A 15,652-nucleotide genomic window follows, 5' to 3' on the forward strand; every position below is an offset into this window, starting at 1 on the left:
CACTTCGGCCGCGGCGACCTCAGCTCCTGGGGGTCGAACGGGACAGGCGGATCGCCGAGACGAGGAAGAAGATTCCGCCGAGCGTGGCGTAGCCGGCGAGGGCGGTCAGCGAGGGGTCGTCCTGTGTGGCGCTCCGGATGAAGGTCCCGCCGGCGAGGACGGAGATGCCGCCGCTGAGGATCATGGCCCACTGGCCGCCCATCGGCCGGCGCGCGACGCCCACGAGGAGCTGGATGAGGCCGGAGACGATCGCCCACGCGCCCCAGACGCGGAGGACGTCGGCGACGCCCGAGGTGCCGGCGATCGCGACGCCGACGGCGGCGAGCACGCCGGCGGCCATGTTGGCGTAGAGGCCCTTGACCGGCCCGGTGTCGCGCGCCGACCTGGCGTCGACGACGGCCGCGGCCACGTCGAAGGCGGGATAGAGGACCAGCAGCAGCTTGGCCCCGACGGTGAGCTCGGAGCCGAACAGCAGCAGGAGCGCGGCCCACGCGGCGGCGAAGACGAAGCGGACGACGTACAGCCGGCGCAGGGCGGGCGTGGCGCCGATGGACTCGGCAGAGGCGGTGGATGCCATGGGGTTCTCCAGTGACTTCGCGGTAGAGAGAACGATCTTTCTTGTCTGCAGCCTGGCACACCCGTTCCGCGAAAACAAGAGAGAGCGTTCTACCCGCTAGGATGGGTGTCATGACGAGGACGGAAATCGGCACAGGCACCGGCAGGCGAGTCTCCGAGGCCCGGGAACGACTCCTGAGGACCGCCGGGCAGCTCTTCTACGCGGAGGGCATCCACACGGTGGGCGTCGACCGTCTGGTCGCCGAGTCGAAGGTCACCAACGCCACCTTCTACCGTCACTTCCGCAGCAAAGAAGATCTCGCCGTCGCCTACATCGAAAGCGTCGACCAGGCGATCCGCACCCAGATCGCCTCCCTGACGGCCGCGGACGTGCCGGCCGACGGCATCCTGCGGGGCATCGGTGCGTCCCTGGTCGAGCAGATCCGCTCGCCCGGATACCGCGGATGTGCCTTCCTCAACGCGGCAGCGGAATTCCCCGATCCCGAGCACCCGGTGCACCGTGCCGTCGTCCAACACCGCGCATGGTTCCTTCAGACGATCACCGGACTGTTCGCCGCGATCACGGCCGCGGAGGCCGAGCACGCCGGGCGGCACTTCGCCATGCTCCGCGACGGGGCGATGAGCGCCGGCTACCTCGGCGACCCTGTCCTGGCCGGCGAGACCTTGCTCCGCGGCATCGATGGACTGCTGCGGATCCACACCGCCCGTGGGCTCGACGAGCGCGCCGCCTCCGCACCCGACCGGGACCCCTCGGCCGCCACGACGGTCTCCGGCGTGGAGTGCGCGCCACCCGGCGCGTAACCGCGGGTCCGGGCGCGACCGGCCGCGTCGAGCGCCGAGCGGGCCGGGGCGCGGTCCACTGCCGGAGTGCAAGGCGCGCAAGAAGTCAGTCCCACGCGTTGAAGAGCACTCCGCCCAGTGTGGTGATGCCGTGGGAGCGAACTTCGCGCCACTCGCCCTGGGTCAGGACCGAGGTGTCGACGTCCGAGAGCGGCAGAGTGAGCTGGACGCGATCAAGCACCACGAACCCCAGGTCGGCGAAGGCACAGGCCCACGGCGGCGGTGCGAGGAACTCCTCGGTGTACCGGTCCCGGCACTCCTGGGCGAATGCGATCCAGGGGTGGTGGGCGTGACACAGGACGACGTACTCGCCCGTGTCCTCGATGACCGTCGCGGTGTGGAACGTACGAGGGTACGTCTGGTCCTCGATCTCGCCCACACGGCCCTTGGCCGCCCTCGCGGCTGCATACAGCGCTGTGCGGAACGTCCGCGGGTCGGTGTCCGGTAGCGGTCCGTCCTTCGGCCGGAAGAAACCCGTGGCGCCTCGCGGAAGTGCGAACGCTGCGTCCTTGTCCATGGCCATGTGGATCATTCTGCCGAGGATGCCGAACTCGGCATCAGCCGTTCTCCCCTCACCCGACGAAGTGAGGGCCGAAAGCGTGGGAAGCAGGTCCGAAAGCACGGCCATCCCCGCACAGGCGCACCCGGTTGTCCCGTGTGTACCGACGGATCCTCCGTCACACAGGCCCCCTCGGAGATCGCCATGCTGTCCCGTCCGCGCCATCCCCACCTCGCAGCCCCCCAGCCCGTATGGGCCGTGGACGCCCCACGCCGGATGACGCCGTCTGCGACAAGTGCCGATCGGACGGCTGTGCTGGCGCTGCCCGCCGAGCCGGCCAGCGTGAGCGTCGCCCGGCATTGGACCACCGACCTGCTCACCCGGTGGGGAGTGAGCGCGGACGACCTCGACGCGGCCGCACTGGTCGTCAGCGAACTGGCCGCCAACACCGTCCGTTACGGTCACGCGGAGATGACCATCCGCCTCCTCCAGCAGGCGGACCGGCTGTACCTGTGTGTGACGGACTCCGGCGTGCCTTTGACCGCACACCGTCTTGTCATCCCGCAGGAACTGGCCGAGCACGGTCGCGGCCTGGCCATCGTCGAGGCCCTGGCCGAATCGATCGAGGTGACCCGCGAGCCGGAGGGATGGCGCGTGGGCGCGGTGCTGCGTGTGACGACGGCCGGGAAACCGACGGCGCAATCCGCCGCCGACCTGACCGGACGGTAAAAGGAACCAGACCGGGAGCGAGGGCCGCCCTCGTACACGGTGAGACTTCGGGGTACGAGAGACGGTGTCGTCGGCAGATGCCCGGCTGTCCGACTCCGAGGTCTCACCGCTGTCCTCAAACCCCGACGCCGCACATCGGGCCCCGGCCGCGCCCCCTCACGACACCTTGGGGCCGTCGATGAACCGGCCGTCGTCGTCATACACATACGGGTTGGCCGTGCACCCCTTGAGCCCCTTGATCTGCTGCATCATCACCGGAGCCGGCAGGCCGGGGCCGGGACAGGTGCGGTGGCCGTAGCCCAGGTCGTGGCCGGCCTCGTGGTTGATGATCAGCGTGTGGTAGGCGTGAGTGCGGCCGGTGTACTGGGGGCTCAACTCGATCCAGCGCCGCAGGTTGACCACAAGATTCGGTCGGACACCGCAGTTGACCTCGCCGCCGGTGTCCAAACCCCACTGGGCGCACAGCTTGTCCGTGGTGTCGGGCGACGCAAGGGTGATGAGCATGTCGTAGGGGGGTCTGTCCACCTGCTGGAAGGAGGCTACGCCCTGCCGGGTCCACCCGTGCGGGTCGGCGAAGATGTCCCTGATCTCCTGCGCCACGTCGGCGATCTTCAGGTGGGTTCCGTCCTCCAGCCGGACGGCGTAACGCATCAACGTCCCGCCGGTGCCGATGCGTTGTGAGCTGCCCTCGGCCCAGGTGTAGGTGCCCGGCCCATGGACGGGATAGGCCGGTTCCACGGAAGCGGGTGGCCGGGTCGCGGAAGGGGGCGGTCGTGTCGGGGAGGGGGGCGGCCGGGTCGGGGTGCTGGTCGAGGCGGCCGGGGTGGGCGTGCCGCGCCGGGCGGTCCCCTCGGGGGGGCAGGGGGCGAGAGTGTCATCCCGCCCGATGGGGCCGGCCTGCCCTCATCGAGCAATACATGACCGACGCCGCAGAGCGCGGCCGTCACCACCATCGTCGCCACCACCGGTATGACAGGCAGTCGGCGCCGCTCGCGGCGGCCCCGACGCCGCCGCCGTGAGCGCGCGACCGGAATGTGTGGCCGGAATGAGAAGTGGCGCCGACCGGCGAGTTCTGGCCGGAATTCGGCCGGGCGAGGAACGGTTCTGAACCGCGTCTGGTGCGGCCCAGGGTGACACCACGCTCCCGCTGGAAATCACCCCCTGCCGTCTCCATCAGCACCAGACGATCAAAAGCCCGTGGCGGACTTGGCGCCGGGTGCCGCGGGCGTCTCCAGGTCGCCGGCGAGTGGAGTGCCGGCTGCCGGCCGGCATCCGGGATCGGTGGGGTGGGAGGAGGTCATGGGACACTCCGGCTGTGTGCTGCGAAAGCGTGCGCGGTAGGCGCCGGGGGTGATCCCCAGCTCACGCTGGAAGGCACGGCGGAGCGTTTCCGCCGATCCCAGTCCGCTCCTGCGGGCGACCATGTCCAAGGGGTCGGTGCCCGATTCGAGCATGCTCTGCGCCGCTTCCAGGCGGATCTGCTCGACGAACCGGGCGGCCGTGGTGCCGGTCTCCTGGCGGATCAGTCGGGTGAGGTGGCGCACGCTCACCCCCGCCCGCGCCGCGAGCGCGGGCAATTTGTGGTCCGCCTGGGGAGCGGCGGTCACGGCGTCCAGTACCGCCCGCACGCCGGCGCTGCGGCAATACCGTGCGCGCAGCCGGACACTGAACTGGGACTGCCCGCCCGGCCGGGCCATGAAGACCACCAGGTCCTTCGCCGCAGCGCGCGCCACCTCCGGGCCCAGGTCCTCCTCCACCAGCGACAGCGTCAGATCGATACCCGCCGTCACGCCCGCCGAGGTGATGATCCGTCCGTCACGGATGAACAACGCATCACGGTCGACATGCACCGACGGGAAGCGGGCGGCCAGCTGGTCGGCCTGCCTCCAGTGGGTGGCCACACGGCACCCGTCGAGCAGACCCGCGGCCGCGAGCGGGAAGGCCCCCGCGCACAGGGAGGCCACCCGACCCGCCGAGCGCGCAAGCCGCGTCAGTTCCCCGATCAGCCCGTGGTCTTCCACCGGCACGTGCCAGTCGGGGCTGCCGGGAACCATGAGCGTCCCGAGACGCCCGGGCCACTCCTCGAGCCTCCCATCGGCGGCAAGTCGCAATCCGGACGTGGTCCGCACCTCCTTGCCGCCGGGAGACAGCGCAACAACCCGATAGCGGCCCCCGTGGTCGTTGGCGGCCGCCAGGACGTCCAGCGGTCCGGTGACGTCCAGCGCCTGCACCCCGTCGTAGAGGACCATCACGACGACGTGGGTGCGCGGACGACTGTCAGCGCCGGCCTGACGGTTCGAGGTGACCATGACTGCCAGGGTCGGGCCAGGCCTCACGGCGGGGCAAGGACCGATATCCCTCGCATCCGGCCATCGCCCATTCTCCTGGGCGGGCGGCTCGGCCCGGTCTGGTGCGGCCGGCTGCCCGGGACCCGTGAAGGCCGGCAGACCCGCGCCGGCCCGGTGACGCACGGCGGGACGCCATGGCCTCGCCCGGACCACTCCTGTCCCGCCGGCAGGGCAATTCCCGGACAGGGGACCTCTTTTCGTCGGTCAGGGCTGGTGTCTGCCCCTGCCCCTCTCCGGCCTGCCGCCTGCGGGTGGCGGGGCCGGGTTCCTCGGCGTACCTGCACCGTCGTGGGTGGACCACCGGTCTCGTCCGGCAGGCGAAGGCGCACCCCGCCCTCCCCCGCAAGGCGGGGCCCGAGGGTGGTCCAAGGGACGGACGTCTTTCGCCCCGGCGGCATCGAGGCTGGTGACGCGCCCGTCTCCCTGCGCAACCTTCCTTCCTCTTGGAGCCCCCATGCCCCGTGAAACCGCCACCCCTGTCCGCCCGACACGCCATCGCGGCAGGTGGATGGCCGCCCTCCTGTGCGCCGCGAGCGTGGCCGGAGCCGTCCTTGCCCCCAGCGCCACAGCTTTCGGCGGCGGCCACGGCTCGACGGTCTCCCGCACATCGGTCCACCACACGGCACCGGCCCACCCCTGGGCCGCCGAGCGCGCCGCTCGGAAGGCCGTCCGCCAGCTGACCAGGGCGGGACTGCCCGGGGCGATCGCTCTCGTCCGGGACCACGGCCGCACCGCGACCGCCGCGGCCGGCTACGCCGATGTGGCCGCCAGGCGGCCCATGGCCGGCTACGACCACCTGCGGATCGGCAGCAACACGAAGGTGTTCACCGCCACCGTGGTGCTGCAACTGGCGGCCGAGCACCGGCTGAGTCTGGACGACACCGTGCAGCATCTGTTGCCCGGCGTCATCCACGGCGGCGCCCGCATCACCGTGCGGCAGCTGCTCAACCACACCAGCGGACTCCCTGCCTTCGAACAGGACCCGGCCTCAATGGCCCCCTACCTGAGAGGGGACGCCGGATACTACTGGTCGCCGCGCAGGCTGGTGGCCCTGGCCGACAGCCATGCACGGCTGTTCGCACCCGGCACGAAGTTCTCCTACTCCAACACCAACTACTTCCTGCTCGGCCTGATCATCGAGAAGGTCACCCACCGCTCCTACGAGCAGGAACTCAACCGCCGCATCATCACCCCTCTCGGACTGCATGACACCCGGCTCCCCCTCCGCACCCTGAAGATCCAAAACCCGGCCGTGCACGGATACATGCTGGGCCGGCCGGGCCACGCACCCCGGGACATCACGTTCGGCATCAGCCCCTCCACCACCTGGGCGGCAGGCGCGCTGACCTCGACCGTCAGCGACCTGGCCCGCTTCGACAAGGCCCTGCTCACCGGCAGGCTCCTGCCGAAGGCCCAACTGGCCGAGATGACCAAGACCGGGCCCTTCACGGTCGATCCGGCCGACCGGACCAAGGGCTACGGACTGGGCCTGGAAAAGCTGACACTGTGCGGCGTCACCATGTGGGGCCACACCGGAAGCGTCCTGGGCACCCAGACCAATGCGTTCACCAGCGCCGACGGCACCCGCCAGCTCGTGCTGGCCACCAACGCCGACCCGGACACCTGGAGCGCCGACCAGATCTCCGCCTGGCTCACCGCCTCACGCACGACCCTCTGCGTCCCGTAGCCCACACGGCTCGAAGAGCAGGATCGGCCTCTTCCGCAGGCGGCTGCGCGGCGGCCGGGCCATGACTCCGGCGACGGCACCGGCCCCAGCCCCAGTCCCAAGAGCGATGCACCGCAGGTGCCCCGGCCCGTATCGGGTCGGGGCACCTCCGTGCAGGGCCCGACCGGACGGCCAGGGATGAGAGCGGCGCCGTCTCCTCCCTCCGGCGGAGGGAGGAAACCGCCCGTGAGACAGAGGAAAGGCCCGCCGGCCGAAACCACCATGGAAAGCGAAGCCGGACGGGCCGCAAGGGGCCCGCCCGCACGTGGAAAGGGCGCAGCATGCCTCACAGTTCATCGACCGGCGACCGCGTTCGGCCCGTCACCCGGCGTCGCACGCTTGCCGTGATCGGGGCGGCGCTGGCCGCCGGCACGGTGGTGGCGACGGGTACGGGGGTCCAGGCCTTCACCGGCGATCCCTCCCCGGCGCACAGGACCGTCTCGAGGCAGCCGGTGATGCGGACGCTGACACCGCAGGTCCGTGCGCAGCTCGACCGCGCCGTCCAGCACGTCCTGCGGACCACGCACACGCCCGGGGTCACGGTGGGCCTGTGGGCGCCGGGCAAGGGCAGCTACGTCAGGGCTTTCGGCACAGCCGACAAGGCGACGAAGCAGCCGATGTCCCCCGGGTTCAACATGCGCATCGGCAGCGTCACCAAGACCTTCACGGTCACCGCGCTGCTGCGCCTGGTCGACCACAGGCAGGTGAGCCTGGACGATCCGATCGCCAAGTACGTTCGCGGCGTCCCGAACGGCCGTCACATCACACTGCGTCACCTCGCCGAGATGCGCAGCGGCCTGTTCAACGCCCTGAACGACGAGGACCTCGCCAAAACCTTCTTGGCCGACACCAGCCGCACGTTCACCGACAAGGAGCTGCTGGCCTACGCCTTCAAGCACCCGGTCGCCTTCCCCGCGGGCAGCCAGTACCAGTACAGCAACACCAACACCATCCTCTTGTCGATGGTCGTGGAGAAGGTGACCGGACAGCCCTTCGACCGCTACCTGACGCGGCACGTGCTCAAGCCGGCCCACCTGAAGCACACCTTCATGCCCAAGGGCGCCGAATTCCCCGCCCCCCACGCCCACGGGTACACCGACCAGGCGTCGAACGACGGCTCGATCACGGACGCGACGAACTGGGCCCCGCCGGGCGGCGCGTCCGGGGTGATGATCTCCAACCTGAACGATCTGCGGTCCTGGGCGTCCACCCTTGCCGACGGGACCCTGCTGTCCAGGGCGACCCAGGCCGAACGGCTGAAGATGCTGCCGACGGGCCGGGAGGGCCTGAGCTACGGCCTCGGCATATTCGACAACCACGGGTGGATCGGGCACAACGGCTCGCTGCCCGGCTATCAGACGGTGATGGTCCATCTGCCCAAGGCCAAGGCCACGCTCGTAGTGCACACCACCAGCGACGTCAATGTCGATGGCAAGTCGCTGACCACGAAGTTCGCCAAGGCGGTCACCGACATCGTGACCCCGAGGAACGTCTACGACATTCCCACCTCCTAACCGGTTCCTCACGGCCTCCGGTGGTGTGCCCGGCCCGCGACGGCGGGCCGGGCACACTCATGAGCGTCACGCCGGATCGGGCTCCACGGCGCGAGTGTGGTCGACGCCGTCCGCTCGAGGACCGCGGTGTCCCTGTGGGGCTGGAGGCGACCGCCCGAGCCTCCGGCCGCCTTTCCGGCGGCGCTTCCCCGGCGGGGCTGGAGGCCACCACCACGGCATCCGCCTGCTGATTGGGCCCATTGGGGTCCGGCGACGAATGCGAGGTGCCCATCTGGTGCGCAGCGACGAAGACGGCCGAGGTGCGCCGGCTGGATGCTCCTCCGCATCCGCCACGGTGTGCTGCTGGAGGCTTCTCATGAGACTGCACAGATCCAAGACAGCGATGTTGTGTGTGATCGCGCTCGCCGCGACGGCCTGCTCCACAGGAGCCTCGGGCTCGGGCGCCGGGAGCCAGGGCGCCTATGTCCGCAACGGCACGTTCACGTCGACCCTGTCGCAGGACCCGGGCAAGCTCGATCCGTACCACACCGTTGTCGCCGCGGCCAACAACCTCCTGACCTTCGCCTACGACCCGCTGGTCACCCTGGACGACAACGGAAACCCGATTCCGGGCATCACGACCAAGTGGGACGTCACCCCCTCGTCGGTCACCCTGACGCTCCGCAAGGGCGTCACATGCTCCGACGGCTCGGCGGTGACCCCGAGCGTCGTCAGCAAGGATCTGGACTATCTCAAGGACCCCAAGGCCGCCTCGCCGCTGCTCGGCATCGTGCTGCCGGGCCCGGACTTCACCACCAAGGCCGACGACACCGCGGGCACCGTCACGATCACCACCGGCAAACCGGACGGCCTGCTGCTCCAGTCGCTGGCCGCCTTCTTCGTGGTGTGCGGCAGCGGCACGGCCGACCCCACCGCACTCTCCAGGACCACCAGTGGATCGGGCCCGTACAAGCTGACCGAGGCCGTACCCGGCGACCACTACACGCTGGTCCGTCGCGACGAGTACACCTGGGGGCCCGACGGCGCGCGGATCGATGTGCCCGGTGCCCCGCAGAAGATCGTCCTGAAGATCGTCAACAATGACACCACCGCGGCCAACCTCCTCACCAGCGGCAGCCTCAATGGGAGCATCGTCAACGGCCCCGACCGGGAGCGGCTGGCGGGCAGCATGAAGGAGTACCGCTTCGAGGACGGCGGGACGCTGGCGGTGTTCAACCAACACCCGGGGCATCCCGGTGCCGATCCCGTGGTCCGCAAGGCGCTCGCACAGGCCCTGGACCGCAAGCAGATCGCGGATGTGCTCACCGACCGGCAGGGCAAGACCGGCAACACCACGATGGGCGTGCCGCCACAGATCTGCGACGACTCCGGCGCTGCGGCGGGCATCCCCGCGTTCGACGAGTCGGCCGCAGCCGCCGCGCTGGACCAGGCGGGCTGGCGCAAGGGCTCGGACGGGATCAGGTCGAAGGGTGGCAAGCGCCTGCGCCTGACCGCGATGTACTCCTCCGAGCGGCCGAACGCGTCGGCGGGCATGGAGCTGTTCTCGGCCGCGTGGCAGAAGCTCGGGGTCGACGTGAAGGTGAAGAGCCTGAACTCGGCCGCCTTCCTCAAGGCTGTCTTCCAGAGTGACAACTGGGACGTCGCCCCGGAGATCAATCTGGCCACCCAGCTGCCGTCGCAGAGCGTCAGCTTCTTCTCGGGCCCCGGCGCCCCCAAGGGATCCAACTTCGCGGGCATCCACAACACCGCCTACGAACAGCTGGTCGCCCAGGCGGTGCAGACCCCCGGTCGGCCCGGCTGCCAGTTGTGGACCGAGGCAGAGAAGGCGCTCTTCGCCCGAGCCGACGTCGTGCCCATCGCGCAGCGGTACGTCAGCTACTTCGGGCGCGGCGCGACGTTCGAGATCTCCGGCGAGATGCCGCTCCCGACCAGCATCCGTCTGCGCGCCAACTGAGGGGACGTCACCTCATGGCTCAGCCATCCCGGGGCCCTTTGACGGTCCCGCGCGACGGTTCCCGGGCATGCGTTGCAAGCGCGGGGCGCCAGGGGGAGGACGTCCGGCGATCCTCCCCCTGGGCACGGTTCTTGATCAGACGGGCGGTACGCCTGGCGATCTCGCTCTTCGTGGTCGTCACGGCCTCGTTCCTGCTCGTCCATCTGGTGCCCGGGGATCCGGTGCGCGCCGCTCTGGGTGCCACGGCCGACCCCGCTGTGGTGGCTGCCCGCCGAGCCGAGCTCGGCCTGGACGAGCCCTTGCTGACGCAGTACCTGAACTACCTGGGGGGCGTCTTCAGTGGAAACCTCGGTACCTCGCTCACCAGCGGCGATCCGGTGTCGTCGGTCATCGCCACCCGGCTGCCGGCGACCGCGGAGCTGGCCGGTCTGGCGTTCCTGCTCACCGCGCTGATGGCCGTCCCCGTCGGTATGTGGGTGGCCGTGGCGACGCACGGCGGGCGCCGCCGCGGCACGGATCTCGCCTTCACCAGCGTGACCGGGATATGCACCACCGTCCCCGACTTCCTGATCGGCGTGGGCCTGGTCTTCGTCTTCGCGGTGACCCTCCCCTGGCTGCCACCCGCCGGCGCCGACACTCCCGCCTCCTACGTTCTGCCCGCGCTCGCTCTGGCGCTCGGTCCCAGCTGCCAACTCGCCCGCATCATCCGCACCGAGACCACCCGTGTCCTCGGCCAGGACCATCTACGGGTCGCCCGCAGCAAGCGCCTCCCTGCACGACGGCTGTACCTGCGCCATGCACTGCCCAACGTGCTCACCGCGGGGCTCACCGTCGGCGGCATCCTGTTCGCCTCACTGGTCGGTGGCAGCGTCCTGGTCGAGAACGTCTTCGCCTGGCCAGGGCTCGGCAGCACCGTGGTGGGCGCGATCGTCGCCCAGGACTACCCGCTGGTGCAGGCGATCGTCCTGCTCCTGGGGGCGGTGGTGCTGGTGGTGAACCTCTTCGTCGATCTGGCCCTCGGGCTGCTCGACCCCCGCTCGACCCTCACGAGGAGCTGACGAACGGTGACCAAGCAAGGCGGCCGGTACGCCTCCCGGATCGGTCCCACAGGGATCATGGGCGCGCTCGGTCTGCTTCTCCTGCTCTTCCTGGCGGCCTGTGGCCCCGTCATCTGGGGCGCCGACGCCTCGCACCTGGATGTGGCCGCGGCCCAGCAGGGGCCCTCCGCGCGGCACCTGCTCGGCACCGACAGTCTGGGCCGGGACATGTTCGCCCGTGTGATGGCGGGGGCGCGTCTTTCCCTGATCCTCGCGGTGCTGGCGACCGCCCTGGGTTCGGCGGCCGGCGTGCTGCTCGGCGCGTTCCCCACGGTCCTCGGCCGCCGCGGCCGCCGGGCATGGGAGTCGGCGATGAACACCGCGATCGCTTTCCCCGCGCTGCTGCTGGCGTTGTGCGTCGCGACCGTGGCCGGTGTCGGCGCGAAAGGGGCGGTTCTGGCCCTCGCCCTCGCGACCGCCCCCAATTACGCCCGCCTGACGTACACCCTCGCCTCGTCGGTGTCCGGTTCGGACTACGTCTCCGCCGCACGGATGCTCGGCGTGTCCAGAGCACGCCTGATGCTGCGTCATGTCCTGCCCAACATCGCGGAACCGCTGATCGTGACCACGACCCTGCAGGTCGGTGGCATGCTCATCGCCCTGTCCGGGCTGAGCTTCCTCGGGCTGGGCGTCCAGCCGCCCTCCTACGACTGGGGCCGCCTGCTCAGCGAGAACGTCAACCGCATCTACACCGCCCCCGCCGCGGCCCTGGGGCCCGGTGTCGCCATCGTCGTCGCCGGCCTGGTCTTCAATGCCCTGGGCGAGACCGCGGCCGCGCTCGTCCGCGACGACGCGGCCTCCTCCGCCCGGGACGCCCGTCCGCGCCGGTTCGCCGGGGCACGGCGCCGCACCACTGCGGGCGGCCTGCCGCGGGCTGGGACGACCGCGCAGCAGACGGCCGTGCCCGCGGCCGGCCCCGACGCGTACGCCCTGCGCGTGCACGACCTTCGGGTCCTCTTTCCCGGCCCGGCGGGGCCGGTGCACACCGTCCGGGGCGTCACCCTGGACGTCCGGCACGGTGAGACGGTCGGCATCGTCGGCGAGTCGGGCAGCGGCAAGACGCTCACGGCCATGGCGATCGCCGGGCTCGTGCCGGAGCCTGGCCAGGTCACCGCCGACCGGCTGGAGATCGCCGGACGGGACCCCGGGACGTTGCGCGCACCCGAGCGGCGCAGGCTGCTGGGTTCGACGACCGCTGTGGTCTTCCAGGACCCGCTGAGCTCCTTCAACCCCGCACTGAAGATGGGGCGTCAGCTCACCGAGGCCAGCGAGGCCCATCTCGGTCTGCCGCACGCGGAGGCGATACGACTCGCACAGGACCGGCTGAAGCAGGTACGCGTGCCCAGCCCCGCCATCAGGATGGCCCAGTACCCGCACGAGCTGTCCGGCGGCATGCGACAGCGCGCCATGATCGCCATGGGGCTGATGGGGAAACCCGAACTGATCATCGCCGACGAGCCGACCACCGCGCTCGACGTGACCGTGCAGGAACAGATCGTGCGGCTCCTGGGCAGGATCAACGAGGACACCGGAGCGGCGGTCCTGATGATCTCGCACGACATATCGGTCGTGACCTCGTTGTGCCGACGGGTGGTGGTGATGTACGCAGGCCGGATCGTCGAGGACGTCGCCGTCGGCTCTCTGCTCGACGGCCCCGCCCATCCCTACACCGAGGCGCTCCTGGCAGCCGTGCCCCACATGGGCAACGACCGGGATCAACCGCTGGCCACCATCCCCGGTCGGCCCCCGCAGTCCCTAGAGCTGCCGCCCGGCTGCGCCTTCGCACCGCGCTGCCGGTTCGTATCGGACAAGTGCCGTGGCGAGCAGCCGCCGCTGGAGTTCCGGGACGGGCGGCGGGTCGCCTGCTGGCATCCGCGTCCTCCGTCTCCGGCGGACCGTACCGACACGACGACCACCAAGGCGGGACCGGCATGACCGGATTGCGGATCGAGGGACTGACGGTACGTTTCGGGCGGGGTCGCCGAGCCATGACGGCGGTCGACGGCGTACGTCTCACCGTGCCCCCGGGAAAGATCGTCAGCCTGGTGGGCGAATCGGGCTCGGGCAAGTCGACCGTCGCCCGCGCCGTCGTCGGACTCGTTCCCGTCACCGCCGGCCAAGTCCTGCTGGACGACGAGGACATCGCCTCGGACACGGCCCGCCGACGGCGGATCCAGATGGTCTTCCAGGACCCGTACGCCTCGCTCGATCCGCGGATGACGGTCGCGGCGACCCTGGACGAGGCTGTACGGGCCCGCGCCGGTACGCGCCCGACGCGCGAGCAGCGCGGCCAGGAGATCGGCCGGCTGCTGGATCTGGTCGCCCTGTCCCCGGAGCACGCGGATGTGCTCCCCAGGCGCCTGTCGGGCGGCCAACGGCAGCGGGTGGCGCTCGCGCGGGCGCTCGCGGTACGCCCCGACGTCATCATCGCCGACGAGATCACCAGCGCTCTCGACGTCTCCGTACAGGGCGCGGTACTCAACCTCGTCCGCGACATCCAGGCCCGCTCCGGCACCTCGATGCTGTTCATCTCGCACAACCTCGAAGTGGTCCGGTACGTCAGCGACTTCATCGCTGTGATGTACCTGGGCCGCATCGTCGAGGCGGCGCCCAGGGAGGAGCTCCTCGCCCGGCCCCGCCACCCCTACACACGGGCCCTGCTGGCAGCCGTGCCCCGCCTGGGCCGGTCCTGGCGCGAGATCGACACGCCGTCCGGGGACCTGGACGCCCCCGATCCCCACCACCCTCCGCACGGCTGCCGCTTCCACCCCCGCTGCCCCGTCGGGCCGCGCGTGAACGCCTCCCGTTCGGTGTGCCTGACCCTGGACCCGCAGCTCGGCGCCGCCGCGCGGCCCCACCGGGCCGCCTGCCACTTCGCCGAAGAACACGACAGTCCGTCGAACGGTGGGCACGCCTCGCCCGCCGTGGCCACCACCGATGCAAAGACCGCTACGAAGGAGCAACGTTGACACTGGACCAGGCAGAACTGGGACGACGACTCGAAGAGCTCGCACGTGAGTACCGCGTGCCCGGCGCATCCCTGGCCGTCCACGCCGGTGGCCGGACCGTTCTCGCGGCGGCGGGCGTGCTCAACCGGGGTACGGGAGTGGAGACCACGACCGACTCGCTGTTCCAGATCGGTTCCATCACCAAGACGCTGACCACCACCCTTGTGATGCAACTGGTGGACGAGGGGCTGCTCGATCTCGACGAGCCAGTGGTGAAGGTGCTGCCGGAGTTCAAGGTGGCCGACCCGGACGTGACCGCCTCGGTGACGATGCGCCACCTGCTCACCCACACCAGCGGCATCCAGGGAGACGTCTTCACTGACGTCGGCCGCGGGGACGACGTGCTGGAGCGGTTCGTCGCCCGGTGCGCGGATCTCGGCCAGTCGCACCCCCTCGGTGCCACCCAGTCGTACTGCAACACCGGCTTCGGTGTCGCCGGCCGGGTCATCGAGGTGCTCACCGGCAAGCTGTGGGACACCGCCCTGCGCGAGCGTCTCCTCGCCCCCGTGGGCATGGACCACACCTTCACCCTGCCCGAGGACGTACTGCGCTTCCGGGCGGCCATGGGGCACCTGCCGGTGCCGGACGGCGGAGCCGACGACTGGCCGCGACCCGCGCCCCGCTGGGACGTCCCACGCTCGGCCGGACCGGCGGGCATCGTCGTCGCCACCGCCGAGGATCTCGTCACCTTCGCGCGGATGCACCTCGCCGACGGCGCGGCCGCGGACGGCACCCGCGTGCTGTCGGCCGCTTCCGCACGCATGATGCGCGAGCCGCAGGTGGCGGTGCCGGACCGCTGGACCATCGCCGACCACTGGGGCCTGGGCTGGTTCCTGCCGACCTGGGAGGGCCGTGCCCTGTACGGGCACGACGGCGGCACCATCGGCCAGAGCGCCTTCCTGCGCGTCCTCCCCGACCGGGACGTCGTCATCGTCCTGCTCACCAACGGCGGACGCACCCGGGAGCTCTTCCGGGCGGTCGCGAACGAGGTGCTCCCCGAGACCGCCGGGCTGCGCATGCCGGGGCCGCCGCAGCCGCCCGCGGAGCCCCTCCCCGTGGATCTCGCCGACTGGTACGGGAGCTACGAGCGGCACCACGTGCGCATGGACCTCGCTCCTTCCGAGGACGGCACGCCGGAACTCACCGTGACCGTCACCGAGGGACTGGCAGGCGTCGACGAGCCACCGCACCGGATGTCACTGACCGCCGTCGATCCGGACGCCGGTCTCTTCGTCACCCGGGAACAGGACTTCGCCGCGTGGACACCCGTCGTTCTCCACACCCTGGGCGACAGCTCCCGCTACATCCACTTCGGTGGTCGCGCCACGCCGAAGACCGGCTGAGCGCACGGCCCTTGTACC

General features: G+C 70.7%; 13 protein-coding genes. 9 read left to right on the forward strand and 4 right to left on the reverse strand.

What is annotated here, in order from left to right; all coding sequences use genetic code 11:
- Positions 1–19: 19 nt before the first annotated feature.
- Positions 20–577 (reverse strand): hypothetical protein, encoded by a 558-nt coding sequence (locus ABEB03_RS35060; protein ID WP_345656921.1) that lies wholly within the window; start codon positions 575–577, stop codon positions 20–22.
- A gap of 101 nt (positions 578–678) precedes the next feature.
- Here ABEB03_RS35060 and ABEB03_RS35065 point away from each other — a divergent pair, with 101 nt between their 5' ends.
- Entirely contained in the window at positions 679–1,377 is a 699-nt protein-coding gene (locus ABEB03_RS35065; protein WP_345656922.1) for a TetR/AcrR family transcriptional regulator, read from the forward strand.
- 85 nt (positions 1,378–1,462) lie between these two features.
- Here ABEB03_RS35065 and ABEB03_RS35070 read toward each other — a convergent pair whose 3' ends face one another.
- Positions 1,463–1,939, reverse strand: coding sequence for a hypothetical protein (locus ABEB03_RS35070; RefSeq protein ID WP_345656923.1), 477 nt, complete (start codon positions 1,937–1,939; stop codon positions 1,463–1,465).
- A gap of 288 nt (positions 1,940–2,227) precedes the next feature.
- Here ABEB03_RS35070 and ABEB03_RS35075 point away from each other — a divergent pair, with 288 nt between their 5' ends.
- The gene (locus ABEB03_RS35075; RefSeq protein ID WP_345656924.1) at positions 2,228–2,644 is read left to right on the forward strand and encodes an ATP-binding protein; all 417 of its coding nucleotides are present in this window, start codon (positions 2,228–2,230) and stop codon (positions 2,642–2,644) included.
- Positions 2,645–2,800: 156 nt separating this feature from the next.
- Here the strand turns inward: ABEB03_RS35075 and ABEB03_RS35080 are convergent, their stop codons facing one another.
- On the reverse strand, positions 2,801–3,382 hold the full coding sequence (locus tag ABEB03_RS35080; RefSeq protein WP_345656925.1) for a DUF3152 domain-containing protein: 582 nt from the start codon (positions 3,380–3,382) through the stop codon (positions 2,801–2,803).
- Positions 3,383–3,831: 449 nt separating this feature from the next.
- Positions 3,832–4,953: a GlxA family transcriptional regulator gene (locus ABEB03_RS35085; protein WP_345656926.1), complete on the reverse strand. Its 1,122-nt coding sequence runs from the start codon at positions 4,951–4,953 to the stop codon at positions 3,832–3,834.
- Between the two features lie 493 nt (positions 4,954–5,446).
- Between ABEB03_RS35085 and ABEB03_RS35090 the strand changes: the two genes are divergently transcribed.
- From ABEB03_RS35090 to ABEB03_RS35120, 7 genes are all read left to right on the forward strand, one after another.
- The gene (locus ABEB03_RS35090; RefSeq protein ID WP_345656927.1) at positions 5,447–6,679 is read left to right on the forward strand and encodes a serine hydrolase domain-containing protein; all 1,233 of its coding nucleotides are present in this window, start codon (positions 5,447–5,449) and stop codon (positions 6,677–6,679) included.
- Positions 6,680–6,999: 320 nt separating this feature from the next.
- The gene (locus ABEB03_RS35095) at positions 7,000–8,232 is read left to right on the forward strand and encodes a serine hydrolase domain-containing protein (protein ID WP_345656928.1); all 1,233 of its coding nucleotides are present in this window, start codon (positions 7,000–7,002) and stop codon (positions 8,230–8,232) included.
- Positions 8,233–8,587: 355 nt separating this feature from the next.
- On the forward strand, positions 8,588–10,186 hold the full coding sequence (locus tag ABEB03_RS35100; RefSeq protein ID WP_345656929.1) for an ABC transporter substrate-binding protein: 1,599 nt from the start codon (positions 8,588–8,590) through the stop codon (positions 10,184–10,186).
- 131 nt (positions 10,187–10,317) lie between these two features.
- Positions 10,318–11,244: an ABC transporter permease gene (locus ABEB03_RS35105; protein ID WP_345656930.1), complete on the forward strand. Its 927-nt coding sequence runs from the start codon at positions 10,318–10,320 to the stop codon at positions 11,242–11,244.
- A gap of 6 nt (positions 11,245–11,250) precedes the next feature.
- Complete coding sequence (locus ABEB03_RS35110; RefSeq protein ID WP_345656931.1) at positions 11,251–13,218, forward strand: dipeptide/oligopeptide/nickel ABC transporter permease/ATP-binding protein; 1,968 nt, start codon at positions 11,251–11,253, stop codon at positions 13,216–13,218.
- A complete protein-coding gene (locus ABEB03_RS35115) occupies positions 13,215–14,252 on the forward strand; it encodes an ABC transporter ATP-binding protein (protein ID WP_345656932.1) in 1,038 nt (345 codons plus the stop codon). Before ABEB03_RS35110 ends, ABEB03_RS35115 begins: the two co-directional genes overlap by 4 nt.
- The gene (locus ABEB03_RS35120) at positions 14,249–15,634 is read left to right on the forward strand and encodes a serine hydrolase domain-containing protein (RefSeq protein ID WP_345656933.1); all 1,386 of its coding nucleotides are present in this window, start codon (positions 14,249–14,251) and stop codon (positions 15,632–15,634) included. The genes ABEB03_RS35115 and ABEB03_RS35120 overlap by 4 nt, the downstream gene beginning before the upstream one ends.
- The last annotated feature ends 18 nt before the right edge of the window (positions 15,635–15,652 follow it).

This window comes from Streptomyces siamensis (assembly GCF_039543605.1).
Taxonomy (GTDB): Bacteria; Actinomycetota; Actinomycetes; order Streptomycetales; family Streptomycetaceae; genus Streptomyces; species Streptomyces siamensis.